This window comes from Mycobacterium pseudokansasii, assembly GCF_900566075.1.
Classification (GTDB): domain Bacteria; phylum Actinomycetota; class Actinomycetes; order Mycobacteriales; family Mycobacteriaceae; genus Mycobacterium; species Mycobacterium pseudokansasii.
This window is the reverse complement of the sequence record NZ_UPHU01000001.1, coordinates 3,871,788-3,888,595: the sequence shown is the minus strand read 5'-3', so window position 1 is coordinate 3,888,595 and position 16,808 is coordinate 3,871,788. Positions and strand designations below refer to the sequence as shown.

13 protein-coding genes and 2 pseudogenes are annotated in these 16,808 nt (G+C 66.2%); 7 read left to right on the top strand and 8 right to left on the bottom strand.

Annotated features, from left to right (window positions below; all coding sequences use genetic code 11):
* Positions 1-4: 4 nt before the first annotated feature.
* The 5 genes and pseudogenes from EET10_RS17575 to EET10_RS17555 all read right to left on the bottom strand — a co-directional run bounded on the left by EET10_RS17575 (position 5) and on the right by EET10_RS17555 (position 8,226).
* Positions 5-801: pseudogene (locus tag EET10_RS17575) on the bottom strand (lysophospholipid acyltransferase family protein).
* Between the two features lie 177 nt (positions 802-978).
* Positions 979-2,817, bottom strand: a complete 1,839-nt coding sequence (locus EET10_RS17570) for an AMP-dependent synthetase/ligase (RefSeq protein WP_036402576.1) — start codon at positions 2,815-2,817, stop codon at positions 979-981.
* Positions 2,818-2,984: 167 nt separating this feature from the next.
* Entirely contained in the window at positions 2,985-4,205 is a 1,221-nt protein-coding gene (gene ilvA, locus EET10_RS17565) for a threonine ammonia-lyase (RefSeq protein WP_099187486.1), read from the bottom strand.
* Between the two features lie 218 nt (positions 4,206-4,423).
* Positions 4,424-6,733, bottom strand: a pseudogene (locus tag EET10_RS17560) (GH92 family glycosyl hydrolase); the annotation flags it as partial.
* Between the two features lie 107 nt (positions 6,734-6,840).
* A complete protein-coding gene (locus tag EET10_RS17555; RefSeq protein ID WP_122502359.1) occupies positions 6,841-8,226 on the bottom strand; it encodes an FAD-binding oxidoreductase in 1,386 nt (461 codons plus the stop codon).
* A gap of 104 nt (positions 8,227-8,330) precedes the next feature.
* Between EET10_RS17555 and EET10_RS17550 the strand changes: the two genes are divergently transcribed.
* Together EET10_RS17550 and EET10_RS17545 are read left to right on the top strand one after the other, a co-directional pair.
* Positions 8,331-9,218 carry a hypothetical protein gene (locus EET10_RS17550; RefSeq protein WP_136624746.1) on the top strand — a complete coding sequence of 296 codons (888 nt, stop codon included), beginning with the start codon at positions 8,331-8,333 and terminating at the stop codon, positions 9,216-9,218.
* Positions 9,181-9,687, top strand: a complete 507-nt coding sequence (locus tag EET10_RS17545; RefSeq protein ID WP_122502357.1) for a sterol desaturase family protein — start codon at positions 9,181-9,183, stop codon at positions 9,685-9,687. The genes EET10_RS17550 and EET10_RS17545 overlap by 38 nt, the downstream gene beginning before the upstream one ends.
* Before the next feature lie 55 nt (positions 9,688-9,742).
* On the opposite strand, the gene EET10_RS17540 is transcribed toward EET10_RS17545, so the two are convergent.
* Positions 9,743-11,011, bottom strand: a complete 1,269-nt coding sequence (locus tag EET10_RS17540; RefSeq protein WP_036402581.1) for a cytochrome P450 — start codon at positions 11,009-11,011, stop codon at positions 9,743-9,745.
* Positions 11,012-11,140: 129 nt separating this feature from the next.
* Here EET10_RS17540 and EET10_RS17535 point away from each other — a divergent pair, with 129 nt between their 5' ends.
* Genes EET10_RS17535 through EET10_RS17525 form a run of 3 tightly spaced genes read left to right on the top strand, consistent with a single transcriptional unit; the run spans position 11,141 to position 13,937 of the window.
* Positions 11,141-12,322, top strand: a complete 1,182-nt coding sequence (locus tag EET10_RS17535; RefSeq protein WP_246013653.1) for a M24 family metallopeptidase — start codon at positions 11,141-11,143, stop codon at positions 12,320-12,322.
* On the top strand, positions 12,319-13,482 hold the full coding sequence (locus tag EET10_RS17530) for a M24 family metallopeptidase (protein ID WP_122502356.1): 1,164 nt from the start codon (positions 12,319-12,321) through the stop codon (positions 13,480-13,482). The genes EET10_RS17535 and EET10_RS17530 overlap by 4 nt, the downstream gene beginning before the upstream one ends.
* The gene (locus EET10_RS17525) at positions 13,482-13,937 is read left to right on the top strand and encodes a VOC family protein (protein WP_036402586.1); all 456 of its coding nucleotides are present in this window, start codon (positions 13,482-13,484) and stop codon (positions 13,935-13,937) included. The genes EET10_RS17530 and EET10_RS17525 overlap by 1 nt, the downstream gene beginning before the upstream one ends.
* Positions 13,938-13,989: 52 nt before the next feature.
* On the opposite strand, the gene EET10_RS17520 is transcribed toward EET10_RS17525, so the two are convergent.
* Positions 13,990-14,874 carry a haloalkane dehalogenase gene (locus EET10_RS17520; protein ID WP_244601992.1) on the bottom strand — a complete coding sequence of 295 codons (885 nt, stop codon included), beginning with the start codon at positions 14,872-14,874 and terminating at the stop codon, positions 13,990-13,992.
* Positions 14,871-15,011: a hypothetical protein gene (locus tag EET10_RS30260; protein ID WP_168990988.1), complete on the bottom strand. Its 141-nt coding sequence runs from the start codon at positions 15,009-15,011 to the stop codon at positions 14,871-14,873. Before EET10_RS30260 ends, EET10_RS17520 begins: the two co-directional genes overlap by 4 nt.
* Before the next feature lie 163 nt (positions 15,012-15,174).
* Between EET10_RS30260 and EET10_RS17510 the strand changes: the two genes are divergently transcribed.
* Both EET10_RS17510 and EET10_RS17505 read left to right on the top strand, forming a co-directional pair.
* Positions 15,175-15,564 (top strand): YciI family protein, encoded by a 390-nt coding sequence (locus tag EET10_RS17510; protein WP_036402860.1) that lies wholly within the window; start codon positions 15,175-15,177, stop codon positions 15,562-15,564.
* A 92-nt stretch (positions 15,565-15,656) separates the two neighbouring features.
* The gene (locus EET10_RS17505) at positions 15,657-16,793 is read left to right on the top strand and encodes a 6-phosphofructokinase (RefSeq protein ID WP_036402864.1); all 1,137 of its coding nucleotides are present in this window, start codon (positions 15,657-15,659) and stop codon (positions 16,791-16,793) included.
* The last annotated feature ends 15 nt before the right edge of the window (positions 16,794-16,808 follow it).

Below are 16,808 nucleotides of genomic sequence, written 5' to 3'. Positions count from 1 at the left end.
GGCGTCAACCGATGATCGGAAAACGGCGCTTGGCGGCGAACTCGTCGAGTCCCGTTTGCATTACCTGCCGCACGTACGCGTCGACCTCCGCGGCGTCGGGATGCGCGCCGAATTGCGCGGCGATGTGGATCGGCGCCAGCACTTGGATGACGATCTTGGTGGGCAGCGGCAGGTTGACCGGCACCACAATGCTCAGCCCGAACGGGAAGCCGAACGTGATGGGCAGGACCTTGGAATGCGGCAGCTGGTCCAGCCGAAGGGCGCACGCCAGCCGGGTGCCGCGCGACAGAAACAGCTGGTTCTCTTGCGCGCCAACGGAAACCATCGGAACGATGGGAACCGCGGCGTCGATGGCCGTGCGGGCGTAGCCGATGCGGCCACCGAGTCGATGGTGTTGCGGGACCAGGTGGGCCGGTACGCGTCGTAGTCACCACCCGGGAAGTCGATGACCACGGCTCCGGCCCGCAGCGCTTCGGCGGCGTTGGCGCGGGTGGCGCGGACATACCCCAAGCGGCGCAACGAATCGGCGGTCGGGCCGACCAGCATGATGTCATGGGTCAGGGTGTAGATGGGCCGGGTGTAGCCGAACTCGCCGTAATAGTCGACCGCGAACACCACCTCGTCCATCGGGAGAAAGCCGCCGGAATGATTCGACACCACCAGCACCCCTCCGGGCGGTAACAACTCCAGACCGTGCACTTCCGATCGGTAATACCGCTTGACGATCGGCCGGGCCACCCGCATTGCCCGCTTCGTGAGGCCGGGATCCCACCCGGCGATTTCACTGTCGTTCACTGCCATTCCTTAGCCGAGGGTGCCGGGAGGGTGCTGATCTAGGTGCGGCGTTGAGCGGAGCGCGAGGCTGCGGCAGTCACGTCGCTGACAGGTTGGAATAACGCGCACCCCGCCCCGGGGTGTCGGCAGTCACGTCGCTGACCAGGACCGACATCGCCCAATAGCAAACGGCTCGACAACGGGCTAGTCAGCCAAGTTGACGATGTCCGGTCCGGGCGTCTTCGCATACAGCTTGTCGATCTCGGCGGAATACTTCTCGGCGATCGGCCTGCGCTTGAGCTTCATCGTCGGGGTCAGTTCGTCGCCGCCCGGTTCCCACGGGGTCCCGACGATGACGAACCGCTTGATCTGCTCGACGCGGGAAAGCTTTGAGTTCCCCTCGCGGACGGCGGCGGCAAGCATCTCGCTGGCCTCGGGGCGTTGCGCGAAGGCGGCGGCCGAGTGGTCGGCCATGCCGAGCGCGGCGGCCTGGGCGGCGGCAGCCTCGCTCTCGAGGACAATGAGCGCTGTCACGTAAGGCCGGGCATCACCGATGGCTACCACCTGGTCGATCAACGGAGACGTCTCCTGGATGGCCATCTCGATGTTGGTGGGGGAGAGGTTCTTTCCGGATTCGTTGACGATCAGCTCTTTCTTGCGGTCGACGATCGTGACGAAGCCACGTTCGTCGATGGTGCCGATGTCGCCGGTATGCAACCAGCCGTCGGCGTCGATCGCTTCGGCGGTCTTCTCGGGCTGCTTTCGGTAGCCGCGCATCACGATCGGTCCACGGATGAGCAGTTCGTCGTCGTCTGCCAGCGAGATCTCGACGTTGCGCAACGCCCTTCCGACCGAGCCGACCTTGTTCGCGTCGGGCCGGTTGGAGGTGGCGCCGCCCACACACTCCGACTCGCCCCACACTTCGTAGACGGGAATGCCCAGGCCCCAGAAGAATTCGATCGTTTCGACCGGGATGGCGGCGGCCCCGGTCACTCCCCAGCGCAAGTGGTCCAGGCCGAGCGCGGCGCGCACCTTGGCCAGCACCAGACGGTCGGCGATCTTGTGGCGCAGGGCAAGTGACGGGGACACGGATTTGCCGGCCAGCATCTGGCTGGCGGCGCGTACGCCGGTGTCGATGGCCCACAGCGCCAACCGCCGCTTGAGCCCGGTCGCCTCCGTGTCGAGCTTCGTCTCGATCCCGACCTTGATCTTGTGCCACACCCGCGGCACCCCGAGCCACACCGTGGGACGAGCATCCGGCAGGGCCTGCGCGATCGCCCTGGGGTCGGCGACGTCGGTCATCGGCACCCCCAGGACCATGTTGGCGTAGTGCCCGGTCACCCGGTCGGCGATGTGTGCATGCGGCAGGTATGAGGTGATCCGATCGTCTGGGCGCAGGTCGAGGAGGTCGACGATGGCCGCGAACTCGGCCATGACATTGGCGTGGGTAAGCTCGACGCCCTTGGGCGGGCCGGTGGTCCCCGATGTGTAGATCAGTGTTGCGACATCGTCCGGCCGTACCGACCGCCACACCGAATCGAAGTCGAAATCGGCTTTGTCTCCTAGCGATTCGATATCTGCGAGGGTGTGGCAGCCGTCGATATCGGCGTCGACGGCCACCAGGTGCGCGAGGTCGGCGCCAGCCGCCCTGATAGCGGGCAGAAAGTCTTTTTCGGTGAAGACGACCGCGTTCTCGGCATTGGTGAACAAGTACCGGATCTGGTCCGGCGCCGAGGTGTTGTAGATCGAGAACGGGATCGCGCCCAGGTGCATAGCGGCAGTGTCGGCCAAATGAAACTCCGGGCGGTTGCGCAGCATGAGACCGACTGTGTGCCCGTGTTGGACGCCGAGTGCGGCCAGTCCGGAGGCGATCCTCCGTACCCGATCGGCGTACTGGCGCCAGGTCAGGACCACGGCGTCGCCGGTCGTGCGGATGGCCACCGCGTCCGGCTTGAGGGCTGCGGTCTGCTGAAAGGCCTGTGGCAGCGTGGATACCAATGCGCCGCTCGGGTGCCGAACCACCGTTGGATCGCCGTTGGTCATGTCCTGTCCGCTCCTTCGACCACGAGACTCACGGGAGTCGCCTATCGCTTCCGAATACCCACGGCGAATCTCCGCTTACGTCGGTTATCGCGGAGTCTTTCTCGTTTCTTGCGCCGGGAGTAGAGTCGTTCGTCCTCATCGCGGACGCCACGGAGGAGCCGCGCTGGCTAGGCGTCCTCGACGCAGACGACGAATCCGGCTCCGATCAGCGCCTCCAACACCTCCTCGCGGTGTGCTGCACCGCGGGTTTCGAGGGTAAGCCGAACCTCGACTTCATCCAGCGCCAGTTTGCGTGCGGTACGGACGTGCACCACGTCAAGCACGCTGGCACCGGTCGCGCTGACCACGGCGAGCAGCCTGCTGAGCCCACCGGGGCGGTCCGGGATGGTCACTTTGATCGCGAGGTAGCGGCCGGCTGCGCGCAGGCCGTGGGTGACCACGTGGGTCAGCACCAGCGGGTCGATGTTGCCTCCGGACAAGACCGCGCAAACGGGGCCGGTCGCGTCGGGTTCGGGCGCCGACGTCATCACCGCTGCCACGGCTGCCGCCCCGGCCGGTTCGACGATGAGTTTCACCCGCTCTATGCACAGCAACAGCGCGCGCGACAGTGCCTCTTCGCTGACCGTCTGAATCGAGTTGACGAATGCCCGGACATGGGCGAAAGGAATTGCCCCGGGTGCGGCGACGGCGATGCCGTCGGCCATCGTCGACATCGACTCCAAGCGCACCGGATGCTTGGCCGCCAGCGACGCCGGCCAGGCCGCCGCATTCGCGGCCTGCACGCCGATGACCCGGACGTGCGGCGCCAGAAAGTGCGCCGCAGTGGCGATTCCGGCTACCAGGCCGCCGCCGCCGGTAGGCACCACGATGGTGGCGACATCGGGGATCTGCTGCAGGATCTCCAGCCCGACGGTGGCCTGGCCGGCGATGACGTCGGGGTGATCGAACGGGTGGATCAACACCGCGTCGTGCTGCTCCGCGTACTCGCGCGCCGCCACCAGCGCGTCATCGATCGTGTCGCCGATCAGGTGAACGTGTGCGCCATAAGCCTTGGTGGCCGCCAGCTTCGGGAGCGCGACGGTGACCGGCATGAACACCGTCGACGCGATCCCGAGTTCGGTCGCGGCCCAAGCGACGCCCTGCGCATGGTTACCGGCGCTGGCCGCCACCACACCACGAGCCCGGTCCTCGACGTTGAGATTGGCGATCCGGTTGTAAGCTCCACGCGCCTTGAACGACCCAGTGCGCTGCAGGTTCTCGCATTTGAGCCACACCTGTCGGCTCATGCAGTCGGAGAGTATCCGCGACGCGACGACCGGGGTCGGCCGCACCACCGGCTTCAGCAGCTCCGCCGCCGCATTGATCTGGTCGAGGGTCAGCAGCTCCACGGCGCGACTCGCAGCTCGGCCAGCCGGCGCTGGATCATGATGTCATCGGCATTCATCGGTGGCCTTCGTCGTCTTCGGGAACAGGCCAAGGCTAGAGCGTGTCGCTCGCGTTACGACTTCGGGTGGGAGTAACCCGGCCGTGCAAGCTGGTCCGACGCTGTCGGGGTCGGCGACTCAACCATGCGAATCGCCTCTCACGACCGCTGCTGCGACGGCGGAGCTGCTGCGCCGAACGACGGTGGCGCGGCGGCCTCCGCAGCGCCCCAGACCATAGTGGGGGTTGCGGAGAGCGAGAACGTCACGTCGCCGCCGGTACGGATGAACGACTCCGGAAGAAATGTCTGATCGGTGGCCCGGCCGTCGACGCTGAGGCCGTTGATGTACTTCAGGCCGTTGTGTCCGGACGCGCCCGGGGCGAAGATCCGGATGGTCTTGCCGCCCGGAATCGATACCTGAGCGCGATCGAACAGCGGTGTGTTCACGGTGAGGACCGGCGTTCCCGGGGTGCTGGGGAACAGGCCGAGTGCGGCCCAGACATACCAGCTGGATTGCGCGCCGAGGTCGTCGTTGCCCGGCTCGCCATCGGGTCTGGGGCCGAATAGTTCGCTGCGCACCCGGTTGACCGCCTCCTGGGTCTTCCACGGTTGACCGACGTAGTTGTACAGCCACGGCACCCCGAAGTCCGGCTCGTTGCCGGCCCACATAAACGGCCTGTTGGGGCCCGCATTGAGTTCAGTCAGGAAGCGGTCGAGCCGGTCGGCCGCGGCCTGGCGGCCGCCGAGAGCGGCCACCAGGCCCGCGACATTGTGCGGCACCAACCACAGGTATTGCTCGGCGTTGCCCTCGTCGTACCCTTCCTGGCCGAAGCCCCGGAGAGGCTCCACGAAGCCGGGCCCGAGGGGGAACGTGCCGTCGGCGTTGCGGGGCGAGAGGTAACCGGTGGCCGGATTGAACAGGTTCTGCCAGTACTGCGCCCGGTTCTGGAACTCGGCAGCGGTCGCGGTGTCGCCGAGCGCATCGGCGAACCGGGAGATGGCGAAGTCGTCGACCGACCACTCCAGCGTGATCGAGGCGCCGACGATGTTGTGGTCGGCTCGGAACTCGTCGGTCTGGGGTGCGTAGCCGCGCTCCAGGTAGGTGGCAATTCCGGGTCGCTCCACGTAGCCGCCCCGACCGACACCGCCCTGGGTGGCTCCGCTGACCATGTAGCGCAGCGCCGTCTTGACGTCGAAGTCTCTGGCCCCGAAGGTGTAGAGGTTCACGATGAGCGGCACCACGTTGTCTCCGGTCATCTCGCCGGTCGCGGAATTGGCCAGGGCCCAACGGGGAAGCGATCCGCTTTGCTCGGCGTCGTTCACCAGCGATTGGGCCATGTCGCCGGCCTGTGCCGGGAACAGCAGTGCTTGCAGGGCCGCCAAGCACCGATAGGTGTCCCAGTCGGAGAAGTTGGCGTACTGGGTGTGCCCCCGGGCCACGGTGTGGATCTTGCCGTCGAAGCCGATATAGCGGCCGTCGGCGTCGTTGAACGTGTTGGGGTGCAACAGGGTTCGATACAGGGAGGTATAGAAGGTTTGCAGGTCGGCGCTATCGGTGCCGGCCACCGTGATGCGGGCCAGCGCGGCGTTCCACTGCGCTAATGCGGCGGCGCGCACCTCGTCGAAACTCCGTCCGCCCTCGGCCGCGAGGTTGGCCCGCGCCCCGTCGACACTGACGTAGGAAATCGCGGTCCGCGCCTCGAGTGTCGAGCCGGTCGGGAACTCCACGTACCCCCCGCTGTGGATCGAATCCGCGCTGCCGGCACCGGGATAGACCGCATCGCCGTCCCAGGTGCCATACGAGGTGAACGGCCGGCTGAACTTCATGGCGAAGTACACCGTGTAGGTGTTGTTCTTGCCGCAGAATCCACCGGTCGTCGCAGATCCGGTGATCGTGGTGTGGTCCTGGCCGATCTGGATGGTCGCGGCGTCGTTACCCCCCAGCGACCCGCCGGAACGCACGTGGAACAGCGCAGGCTGACTGTTGGCCGGGTAGCTGAACCTGCCGACACCGGTGCGCGTGGTGGCGGTCAGTTCCGCGGTCACCCCGGTGACGGGGAAGCGCACCGTGTAGTAGCCGGGCACGCCCACCTCGGTGCCGTCGTGGGCGATCTCCTCCCAATCGTCCCAGGGCCGCGGGCCGATCGGGGTGGTGGTCGGCAGCATCGAAATATCGCCGAACGCAGCGCAGCCCACCGAGGCGTGGGTCATGCTGAATCCGGTCGAGCGCTCGTTGTCGTGGTCGTAGCCGGCATAGGTGTCAGTGGTGTCCGGCGAGTACTGCACCATGCCGAACGGCACCGTGGCCCCGGGGAAGTTGTTGATTTCACCCACCGTTTCGCCACCCGTCCCGGTGCCGATGAGCGTGTCGACGTGGCTGATGGGGTTCACGACGAACGCGGGTTGATCGGCGTGCGCCGCCGGTGGCGCACCGCTCAGCATCACGCCGACAAGCGCCGCTACCAGCGCGGCCAGCGGCCTACCTGAGCGCATCGCTGACTACCCTCTCGACGTCTCGAGATGGATCGATGGACCGGACGGCAGCGGCGCATGGTCGATGAGTCGTTGCGGCGGCCGCGAGCCCAACAAGGTGTGGCCGCTCACGTTATATCGGCCGGGAACAGAATACCGGGGTTGAGGATCCCCGCCGGGTCGAAGCTCTGTTTGATTCGGTGCATCAGCGCGATCTTGGCCGGGTCTTCGAGCTGCAGGAAGTACGGAGTCTTGGCGTGACCCAGGCCGTGCTCGCCGGAGATCGCGCCGCCCAATTCCATTGCCAGTGCCAAGATGTCGGTCATCAGCTGCTTCTTCTTCGCCGGCTCCTTACAGATGATGGCCAGGTGCACATTGCCGTCGCCGGCGTGGCCGCAACCGATCGCGGCGCCGCCCGCGGCCGCCGCCTGAGCGCGTGCGGCGCTGAGGAACTTCGGCATCGACGCGCGCGGCACGACGGTGTCGATGATGTCGTCGGCACCCGCGGCTTTTGCCGCCCAAAACGCCTTCTCGCGCGCCTCGATCAGCTTGCGCGCCGAGCTTCCTTCCAGTACGTAGGCGTCGATGGCTCCCATTTCGGCCAGCATCTCGCCGGCCGTCTCGACATCCTCGAGTAGCCGATCTGCGGTGCGATTCTCTACTGCCACAAGAAGATACGCTTGACAGCTGTCGCGGACCTGATCCGGAATGCCCAGCTCCAGGTTCTGGGTGTGCACGAGCGCGGCCATCGTCAGGTTGTCGATATATTCCAAGATGTACGGTGCCAGCCCGCTGGCGACGATCTTGGGCACCGCCGCCATGACTTGATCGAAGTCGGCGAACGGGGCCAGCACGCTGGCGCTGTGGTCCAGACGTGGATGCAGCTTGACGATCACCTCGGTGGCCAGGGCCAGGGTGCCTTCCGAGCCGACGATGAGCTGGGTCAGGTCGTAGCCGGAGGACACCTTGGCGATCTTGCCGCCGGTTCGGATGATCTCGCCGGTCGGCAGCACTGCCTGCAGCCCCAGCACGTTATGGCGGGCTATGCCGTACTTGACCGCGCGCATACCGCCGGCGTTCGTGCCGACGTTGCCGCCGACGCTCGACGACAGCTCACCTGGATGAACCATGTACCCCAGCCCGGAATCGACGGTCGCGGCGTCCAGTTCGGTCAGCGTCAGCCCGGGCTGGACGACGGCGACCTGGTTAGCGGTGTCTATCTCCAGTACCCGATTCATTCGTTCGAACGAGATCAGCAGGCCGTCCTCGCACGGCCGCGCGGCCCCCGACAAGCCGCACCCGGACCCGCGTGCCGTCACCGGGGTTCGATGGTCGGAGGCGGCCGTCAGCAGTCGCGAAACCTCTTCTGCGGTGGCCGGTTTGACGACGTAGGCCGGCCTCTGCGGCGGCTGCGTCAACTCCTCGTCGTGGGAATAGTCGTCGGGAATTGCGTCGCCGGTGAGCACATTGGCGCTCCCGACGATGTCCACCAGCCGCGCTGTGATGTCACTCATGGAAGGCCTCGTGTTTCTGCCGTGCCGGACAGCGATTCACTCTATAGCCGGCTGCGGCCGAAAATCTCAGTTGGTTCTCAGCCGCGCGGAGCATCCTGAGCGACGTGCAACCCTTCGCCGGGCTTCGCGGGTCGGCCCCGCCGCCTGACGGTGGCACGTGGGTGCCACCATCGGGGCCGGCAACCTCCCCGCCGCGACGGGGCCGCCTGGCGACCGGATTGCTCGTGCTGCATGGTGTCGAGTTGGTCATGCTGTTGCAGGCTGCGGGCATGGTCGGGCGTCTCGTGCGGGCGCAGCCGGGTCACGGGGCGGGTCTGGCAATGGTGCCGGTGCTGATGGCGGTGCTGATGGTGGGATGGCAGGCGGTGCCGCTGCTTCGCGGGCAGCGGTCGTTGAACCCGGCCGGATTGGCCGTGCAATCGGGGATAGTGATGACCTCGATCGCGGTGGCCACCCGCAACCTCGTCCCCGGGTTGATCGGGATCGCGCTGGCATGCGCGGTATTGGCCGGTTGGGGTCGACTCGCCAACTCCCGCCGCGTCGGCATCGGGCGCTACGCCGGCGCGGCGCCGCCGCAGGCCACCGCGACCGCGGCCCCGCAGCGAGCATCGGACGCCGGATTGGGTGGTGTCGTGCTGGCGGTGGTGACGGCGCTGGTGGTGTTGGCCGCGCTCAGTGTGCGCAGCGGCATCATTTTCGGGTTGGCGATTCTGGCGATCATCTTCATTCCGCTGGAGCGGCTGTTCGCGTTGCATCCCCGTCGAGTGTTGCGGCGCGGGTGGCGAACCGACGTGGTGCACTATCTGGTAAACGGAACCGCGCTGCGGCTTGGGCTGCTCGTCTCGGTGGTCGTAATCGGCGGAGTGCTAAGAGTTTTCGTGCCCGGGCCGGTGCGCTACTCGGTTTCCGCAAGTCCGGGCTGGGTGCAGCTGGTCGCGGGGGTTGGCGACCGCGATGGTTGGTGGCTACGCCGGGCACCGGGCGGCGCATGAAGTGCCACTGCTGTGGCGGTTCCACCGCGTGCATCACAGCATCCGGGAAATGGATTGGCTGGCAGCGAATCACCTTCACCCGCTTGATGAGACCTTCATCCGTTCGGTCGCGGTGCTGCCGCTGTACGCCCTGGGTTTCGGGAGGGTCAGCCTGGGGGCGTTCCTCGTCCTGATCACCTTGCAGGCGGTCTTCATCCACGCCAACGTCCGGGTGAACTTCGGCCCGCTGCGGTGGGTGATCGCCACGCCTCAGTACCACCATTGGCACCACGCCCGTGAACCGCAGGCCTACAACAGCAACTATGCCGGTGAACTCCCGGCGCTGGATGCGTTATTCGGGACCCTGTACCTGCCGGCCGACCGCTGGCCCGCGCAGTACGGCGTCGACGACAGCGAGCCCGCAGGCTATCTGCGTCAACTTGCCTGGCCGCTGCGCGCAGGTTGCGCGGTCGACGCGGCCCATCCTTGACGGCGTAACCGCCAAGGTTCCCGCTTCAGCCCGACTCCCGTTGGCGGGCAGGCGATTACCACGGGCGTTGGGTGCCCAGGAGCGGTGTGGGGGTAAAGACGACCGGCAGCTTGCCCAGTCCGGTCATGCTCGGGTTTCCCCGATACTGGTGCACGCCGTCGAGGTCGACCCGGTAGTCGGGGATGCGGTCGAGGACTGCCCTGACCATCACCTCGGCCATGAGGCGAGCCAGATGAGATCCGATGCAGCGGTGCGGTCCGAGGCCGAAGGCGAGGTGGCGGTTGGGGGTTCGGTCGAGGACGATCGCCTCCGGTCGGTCGAACTCGTGCTCGTCGTGGTTAGCGGCCAGCCAGCTGATGACGACGCGGTCGTTTCGCCGCAGCTGTTGGCCCCCGACGGTCACGTCGCGGGTGACGGTGCGGCTCAGTTGCTGGTTGACCGAAAAGTAGCGCAGGAATTCGTCGGTGGCAGTGCGGTAGAGGTCGGGCTTTTCGATGAGCTGGTGGCGCAGCTGCGGGTGGGTGCCCAGGTGCAGCAGCGTCAGCGCGGTCTGTGAGGTGGTGGTGTCGACGCCGCCGGCGATGAGGTTCCAGATGATGGTCAGCAGCTGTTCGTCGGACAGCCGCCGGCCGTCGAATTCGAACTGGATGAGAAAGCTGGTCAGGTCGTCGTGCGGGTCGGCCCGTCGGGTGGCGGCGAACTCCAGGACGTCGTGCATCATGGCGGGCGCGGCGGCCAGCGCGTTGGCGTACTCGGGACTGTCCTGCGGCACGGCCATGACGGAGTGGAAAAGGTTGGCATACAGGTGCCAATTGTCATACGGCAGACCCATCAATCTCATGGTCAAGATGGCCGGGACCGGGCTGGCGTAGTCGAGGACCAGGTCCATACGCCCGTCGGCGATGCGCTGGTCGAGAAACCAATGCGCCGATTGCTCCATGAACGGCCGCATCTTCTGCACGGCGCCCGGTGAGAAGAACGGCGCCAGCGCGTGACGTAACGCCTGATGGTAGGGGCCGTCGACCTCGCCGATGCCCAATGCCGGGTGACCTTCGGGACGGGGCACCCCCATCTCGCCCTGATAGTCGATGCCGTCGGGCGCGTTCGGTTGGTACTTGTGGGCGAAGGTATCGCCGTCCCGGGCGGCCTGGCTGACCGCGTCGTAGCTGGTGAGAAACCAGAATCCGCCGTAGTTTTGGTTCCACGCCACCGGGCAGGTCCGTCGGAGTTCGGCGTTGACGGCCAATTCGTTGAGGTTGAACTCGTCGGAATGATGGTCGAAATCGACTATCGCGTCTGGGCTGACGCCGGGGCGGGTGACCATCGAAAAGCCTTTCCTCGCAAGTTCGTTGTTGCCTCGTCGGCTTATTAGGCTATCTTTGCATTATTACGCATTTGAGGATGCGGAGGTAGCGACATCGAGGATTGGTCGGCGGGAGCCACCATCGGCGGAGTGGCGATCCCGGGCACGCCCGACCTGGCCCGGATGCGACGGCAGCGATATGCGCGGTTGCAGGCCGAAATTGCGGCCGGCGGTCTTGACGGGCTGGTGTTGCTGGGCTCCAGTGCGGTGACGTATGCGACCGGTGCTGCGATGCCGGCCGTCGCCGGTGACCGGGCCGCGCTGTTCCGCGCGCTGGCGGTCGTGGTTGCCGGGGAGTCGGCGCCGCACCTGTACACCGTGTTCGACGACGGCGTGCCGGCAGAGGTGCAGCTGCATGGGCCGTTGTTCCCGGATCTCGACGACGCGATGGCAGGGCTCGCCGCGGCGCTGGGCGAGCACTTCGTTCCCGGCGCTCGGGTAGGTGTCGATCATCTTTCTCATCCGATGCTGCGCTGCGTTACCGGCATCGATTGGGTGGATGCGTCCGGGGTCCTGGGCGCGGCCAAGCTGGTGAAGACCGGTGATGAGATTGCCTGTATCAGGCAGGCGCAGCGGCTCAACGAGCTGGCAATGGTCGATGCGATGCGCCTGTTGCGACCCGGTGTCCGGCAGACCGATTTGAGTGCGGTGTTTCTTCGCCGAGTGTTCGAGCTAGGTGCGTCGGCGGGCGGGATCGATCCGATCTGGCAGGTGATGGCCCCGAGTCGCGAACAGGGACCGTGGACGCTGCACGGGGATCTGGCCTACCCGACCGTCACCACCGACCGGTTCCTGCGCCATGGCGATGTCATCTGGGTGGACGCCGGCGTCATGTGGCAGGGGTACGCGTCCGACTACGGCCGCACCTGGATTGTGGGCACCGGCCCGAATGCCAGGCAGCTCGGACAGTTTCGTCGTTGGCGGGCGGTCGTCGACGCGTGTCTGGAGGTCCTTGGGCCGGGGTTGTCCGGCTTGCGGCTGGGCGAGGTTGCCATCGAGGCCAACGACGGTGTCCGGCCGTGGATCGAGCATTTCTATCTCGCTCACGGCGTGGGCACCGATAGCGCCGAGATGCCCTTGATCGGAACGGATTTCGGCGCGGATTTCGACGCGCAGCTGGTTATGCGGCCGGGCATGGTCGTGGTGTTGGAGCCGGTGATCTGGGAGGACGGTGCTGCCGGTTATCGCTCCGAAGACATTGTGGCCGTGACCGATACCGGATGGATCAAGCTCAGCGGCGCCACCTACGACCCTTATGGGTTTGCCGCATGAGCCCCGTTCCGCGGGATCGTGGGGTGCGCATCGGAATGATGAGCCTCGAGGACGACGCACGGGTCGACTTCGGCTGGCTGCGGGCTCAGCGCCGCGAAAAAGTCTTCTCCGCCATGGAAACCCACGATGTGGACACACTACTGCTTGGCGGTGCCGGCAACGTGCACTACGTGTCCGGGGCGCGGCTCCTCGGCCGCGCCGGGGTGCTGCCGTTCGCGCCGGCAGCGGTGGTGGTGCGGTCGACCGCGCGGGTGCACCTGCTGTCGACCTGGGACGAGGGGGTACCGCCGGAGATCACGCGTCAGGACCTGTATGGGTTGAGCTGGAATCCGGCCAATCTGATGGAATCGTTGGCTTCGATTCCCGGCGTGAGTCGGTCGCGCCGGGTGGGTATCGATGGAGTGACACCGATGTTTGCCGGTTTGATTTCTCAGCTGACCGGCTCAGCCGAACCGGTCGATGCCGATTCGATACTGGCGGCCGCGCGCCGGATCAAGATGGCCGAGGAGATCACCTGTCTCGAAGTGGCGGCGGCCATTTCGGAGTCGGCGTTAGGCGCCATGGAAGACGCTTTGCGGCCTGGCATTACCGAGCGTGACCTGCTCGGGGTGTACTACCAGCAGGTGGCGCGGCTGGGCGCGCCGACCGCGCCGTCGGAGAGTGTTTGCTTTGCGACGCCTTCGCGTGGGCCGGTGTGGTTTCGGCATCTGGCGTCGGAGCGTCCTATCGGGGACGGCGAGCTGGTGGTGCTGGCGCCGGGCGCGTTGTACGCCGGGTATGAGGCCGGCGTGGCACGTACCCGAGTGGCGGGGGAGTCGGCTCCGGCAGGGCGGGCGGATCTGGCGTCGCGGTGTGCCGTCGGCATGGACGCGCTACTGGCCGCCTGCCGAGCGGGCAACACCGGGGCTGGCCTGTATCGAGCGTGGGAGGACGCCGGTAATCGGGAGTCGCCGGTGCCGTTGGCTCACGGGCTGGGGCTGGGTGCTGAACCGCCGGTCATCGGTTTGGGGCGTGGCTGCGACGTCATGCTCGAGGAGGGCATGGTGCTGAGCGTGCAGTCGTGGGTCGCCGCGGAAGGCGTCGGGGGTTGCCTGGAGCGGGCCACCGTCGTCATCGAGGGCGGGGGAGCATCGACACTGACCCGCTATGGAAGGTTGTAATGTCTGGTAGCCGAGCCGTTTTCAACCATGTCGGGTTGTGCGTCAGCGATCGCCGGCGGTCCCGCAGCTTCTATGAAGGCCTGCTCGGGTTCGAGTTCTGGTGGGAACTCGATACGCCCGACGAAGGCACCGACCGGCTTCTGCAGCTACCGAAGCCGATCGGACTGCACGCGACGTATCTGGTGCGCGATGGGTTGGTGCTGGAGCTTCTCGACTACGCGGGGCGCGGGGTCCACGCCGGAGCACACCGAGTCATGGACCAGGTGGGGCTTACCCATATCTCGTTTTCCGTGCCTGACCTTCCTCACGTGGTGGCCAGCGCCGAGAGCCTCGGCGGATCGGTGGTGGACGGGTCGGTGTCGGAGCAATCGGCGATGATTCGCGATCCGGATGGCCAACTGCTCGAACTGTTGTCGGATCAGTGGCTGGCGGTGCTGCCGCCCCGTCGGCAGTGAAAATCCGTGGGGCAAAGCCTGTTCCGTCGATGCAATGTCCCGGGGCCGCCGGTCAGCGGCGTGCGGATAGGTCCAGGACGAAGTCGCGCAGGGCTACGCCGATGGCCTCCGGTGAGTCCTCTTGGATGAAGTGCCGGCCAGCCACCTTGATTTCCCGCTGGTTGCGCCAGGTACGGGCGAATTCCAGTTCGCTGCCGCCTTCCTGGAGGATGGTGCCAGGGTCTGCGACGATGAGCAGTTTCGGGATGTCGCTGTGAGACAGGAAATCTGAGTACTCCAGCACCAGCCTGTGGACATCGGCCGGCTCACCCTCGATCGGGATCTCGCGACCCCACAGCAGCGTAGGAATACGGCTGTACGGCGTGGGATAGGGCTCGCGGTAGGTGGCCATTTCCTCGGTGCTCAGTTGGCGCAGTACGCCGCCGGGCAGCACCTGCTCCACGAAAGCGTTCCGGTCCAATGCCATCTGCTCTCCCCGCTCGGAGCGTAGCGCGCGGAAGAACGGCTCGAGGTCGGTGAATCCTGCCCAGGGCCGTGGCTGGACAAGGGCCTCCATGTAGGCGATGCCGGCAATCTGTTCGGGATAGCGCAGCGCCCGGTAGAACCCCAGCGCCGAGCCCCAGTCGTGGACCACCAGCACCACGCGCTCGGCAACCCCGACGTTCTCGAACCACGCATCGAGGTACCTGGCGTGGTCGGCGAACCGATAGGAGAAGGTTGGCGATTTCGCAGAGGTCCCCATCCCTATCAGGTCCGGGGCCAGGCATCGAGCAAGATCGCTGACGTGCGACATGACGTTTCGCCACAAGTAGGAGGAGGTTGGGTTTCCGTGGAGGAAGACGATCGGATCGCCCTCTCCGGCGTCGACGTAGCTCATCACGCTGTTGAGCACGCCGACCCGCTTCTTCGGCCCGGTGATCGGTGGCAATGGATTCACAACTGCTCCCTGAAGCCGGTGATATCCGCGCGCCGGATCGTCGGCCAACGATCATGTCCCACCGCCGGTTCGGGCCGGCTGCACAATGGGAGGGCATGGCTGTGCACGATCAGGTTCACGGTTTCCTCCTGTGACATCGGTTGCAGTGTAGGCATGCGGCGCAGGTTCGGGCGGTCGATAGCGCCCGGGAGAAGTCGGCGGTGCTGCATCGGTCGACCAATATCGTCGAAGTGCCACCTCGGATGCGGCGCTGTGACGCAGAATTGCGAAGCACAACGCGTCGGCAACAAGGAGTGGATCGTGACGGACCGGATCCAAGCGCCGAAAGTCATCGAAGATTCGGGCGACCCGGTCGGGTTGACGCTGTACGTCGTCACCTCGACGGCGGCACGCGGTACAGATGCCGTGCAGCAACACCTCCAGGATCACTTCGCCTACCTGCGCGAGTTGGAAGACCGCGGAGTGCTTTTCGCTGCGGGCCCACTATGGACCGACGACGGCGAATACTTCGAAGGCGACGGCATGCTGATCTACCGCGCGGGTTCGGTGAGCGAGGCTCAGGCGATTGCCGACGGCGATCCGATGCATGCCAGCGGCGCGCGGACCTATCGCATCAGACCGTGGTTGATCCATGACGGCAATATCGGCATCCGCGTATTTCTTTCCCAGTCGCGCCACGAGCTGCTATGAGCAGCCCTCTGGCTGGCGCGCGATGACTTACCCCGGTATTCACCCGTTTTGAACCTCACGCCCCAGAGCTTCTCTGGCGTAAGGTGCGCCTCGTGAGATCTTCGATAACGCGGATTGCGCTCAGCACCGGCGGCGGTGATGCGCCCGGGCTCAATGCCGTCATTCACGCGGCCACCCTGGCCGCGCGTAATCGCGACTGGGAAGTCGTCGGGATCCGCGACGGCCTCAACGGGTTGTTGTTGCCCGACGCCTATCCCGACGGCGGGTTGATAGAACTCACCCGCGACCGCGTCCGCGGCATCATCCACCAGGGCGGCACCATCATCGGTACCACCAATCGCGGCAACCCCACCGCCTATCCGGTGCAACAAAGCGACGGCACCTGGATCGAGATGGACCGCACCAAAGAACTGTTGGGCCGCTTCGAGGAACACGGAATCGATGCACTGATCCTGGTCGGCGGCGACGGATCGATGGCGATAGGCCAGCACTTGCACAACGCCGGACTTCGGCTGGTCGGGGTGCCCAAGACGATCGACAACGACCTGGACAAGACGACCTCGACATTCGGCTTCGACAGCGCCGTCGACTTCGCCTCGGAGTGCATCGACCGGCTGTTCACCACCGCGACATCGCACGGCCGCATCATCGTGGTGGAGGTGATGGGCCGCTACGCCGGCTGGATCGCCCTGAACGCCGGCATGGCGTCGGGAGTGCACGCGATCCTCATCCCGGAGATCCCATTCAGTCTCGACCCGGTGGCGGCGGTGATCCGGGACCGCGAACGGCACGGCGCGAAGTTCTCCATCGTCTGTGTCGCCGAGGGCGCCCGGCCGGTCGGCGGCGAGGTGTCGATCGTGGGCAAGTCGGTGGGGCAGGCGGAGCGTCTTGGCGGCATCGGCGCCAAAGTGGCCGCCGAGCTCGAACGGATGACCGGACGCGAGGCACGCACCGTGGTGCTCGGCCACTTGCTGCGGGGCGGCTCGCCGACCTCGTTCGACCGCTTGCTCGGTCTGCGCTTCGGCGCCGCGGCCGTGCGGGCTCTCGACGAGGGGCACAGCGGCGTCATGGTGGCGCTGAATCCGCCGACCGTCGATTACGTGCCACTCGCCGAGGCCACCCACCGGCAAAAGACGGTCCCGCTCGACTGCGACTCGATTCTGACCGCGCGGGATATGGGCATCAACTTCGGGGACGAAATGCCCACCCATAGCGCGATCGGTGGATGACCCGACGGCGATGTC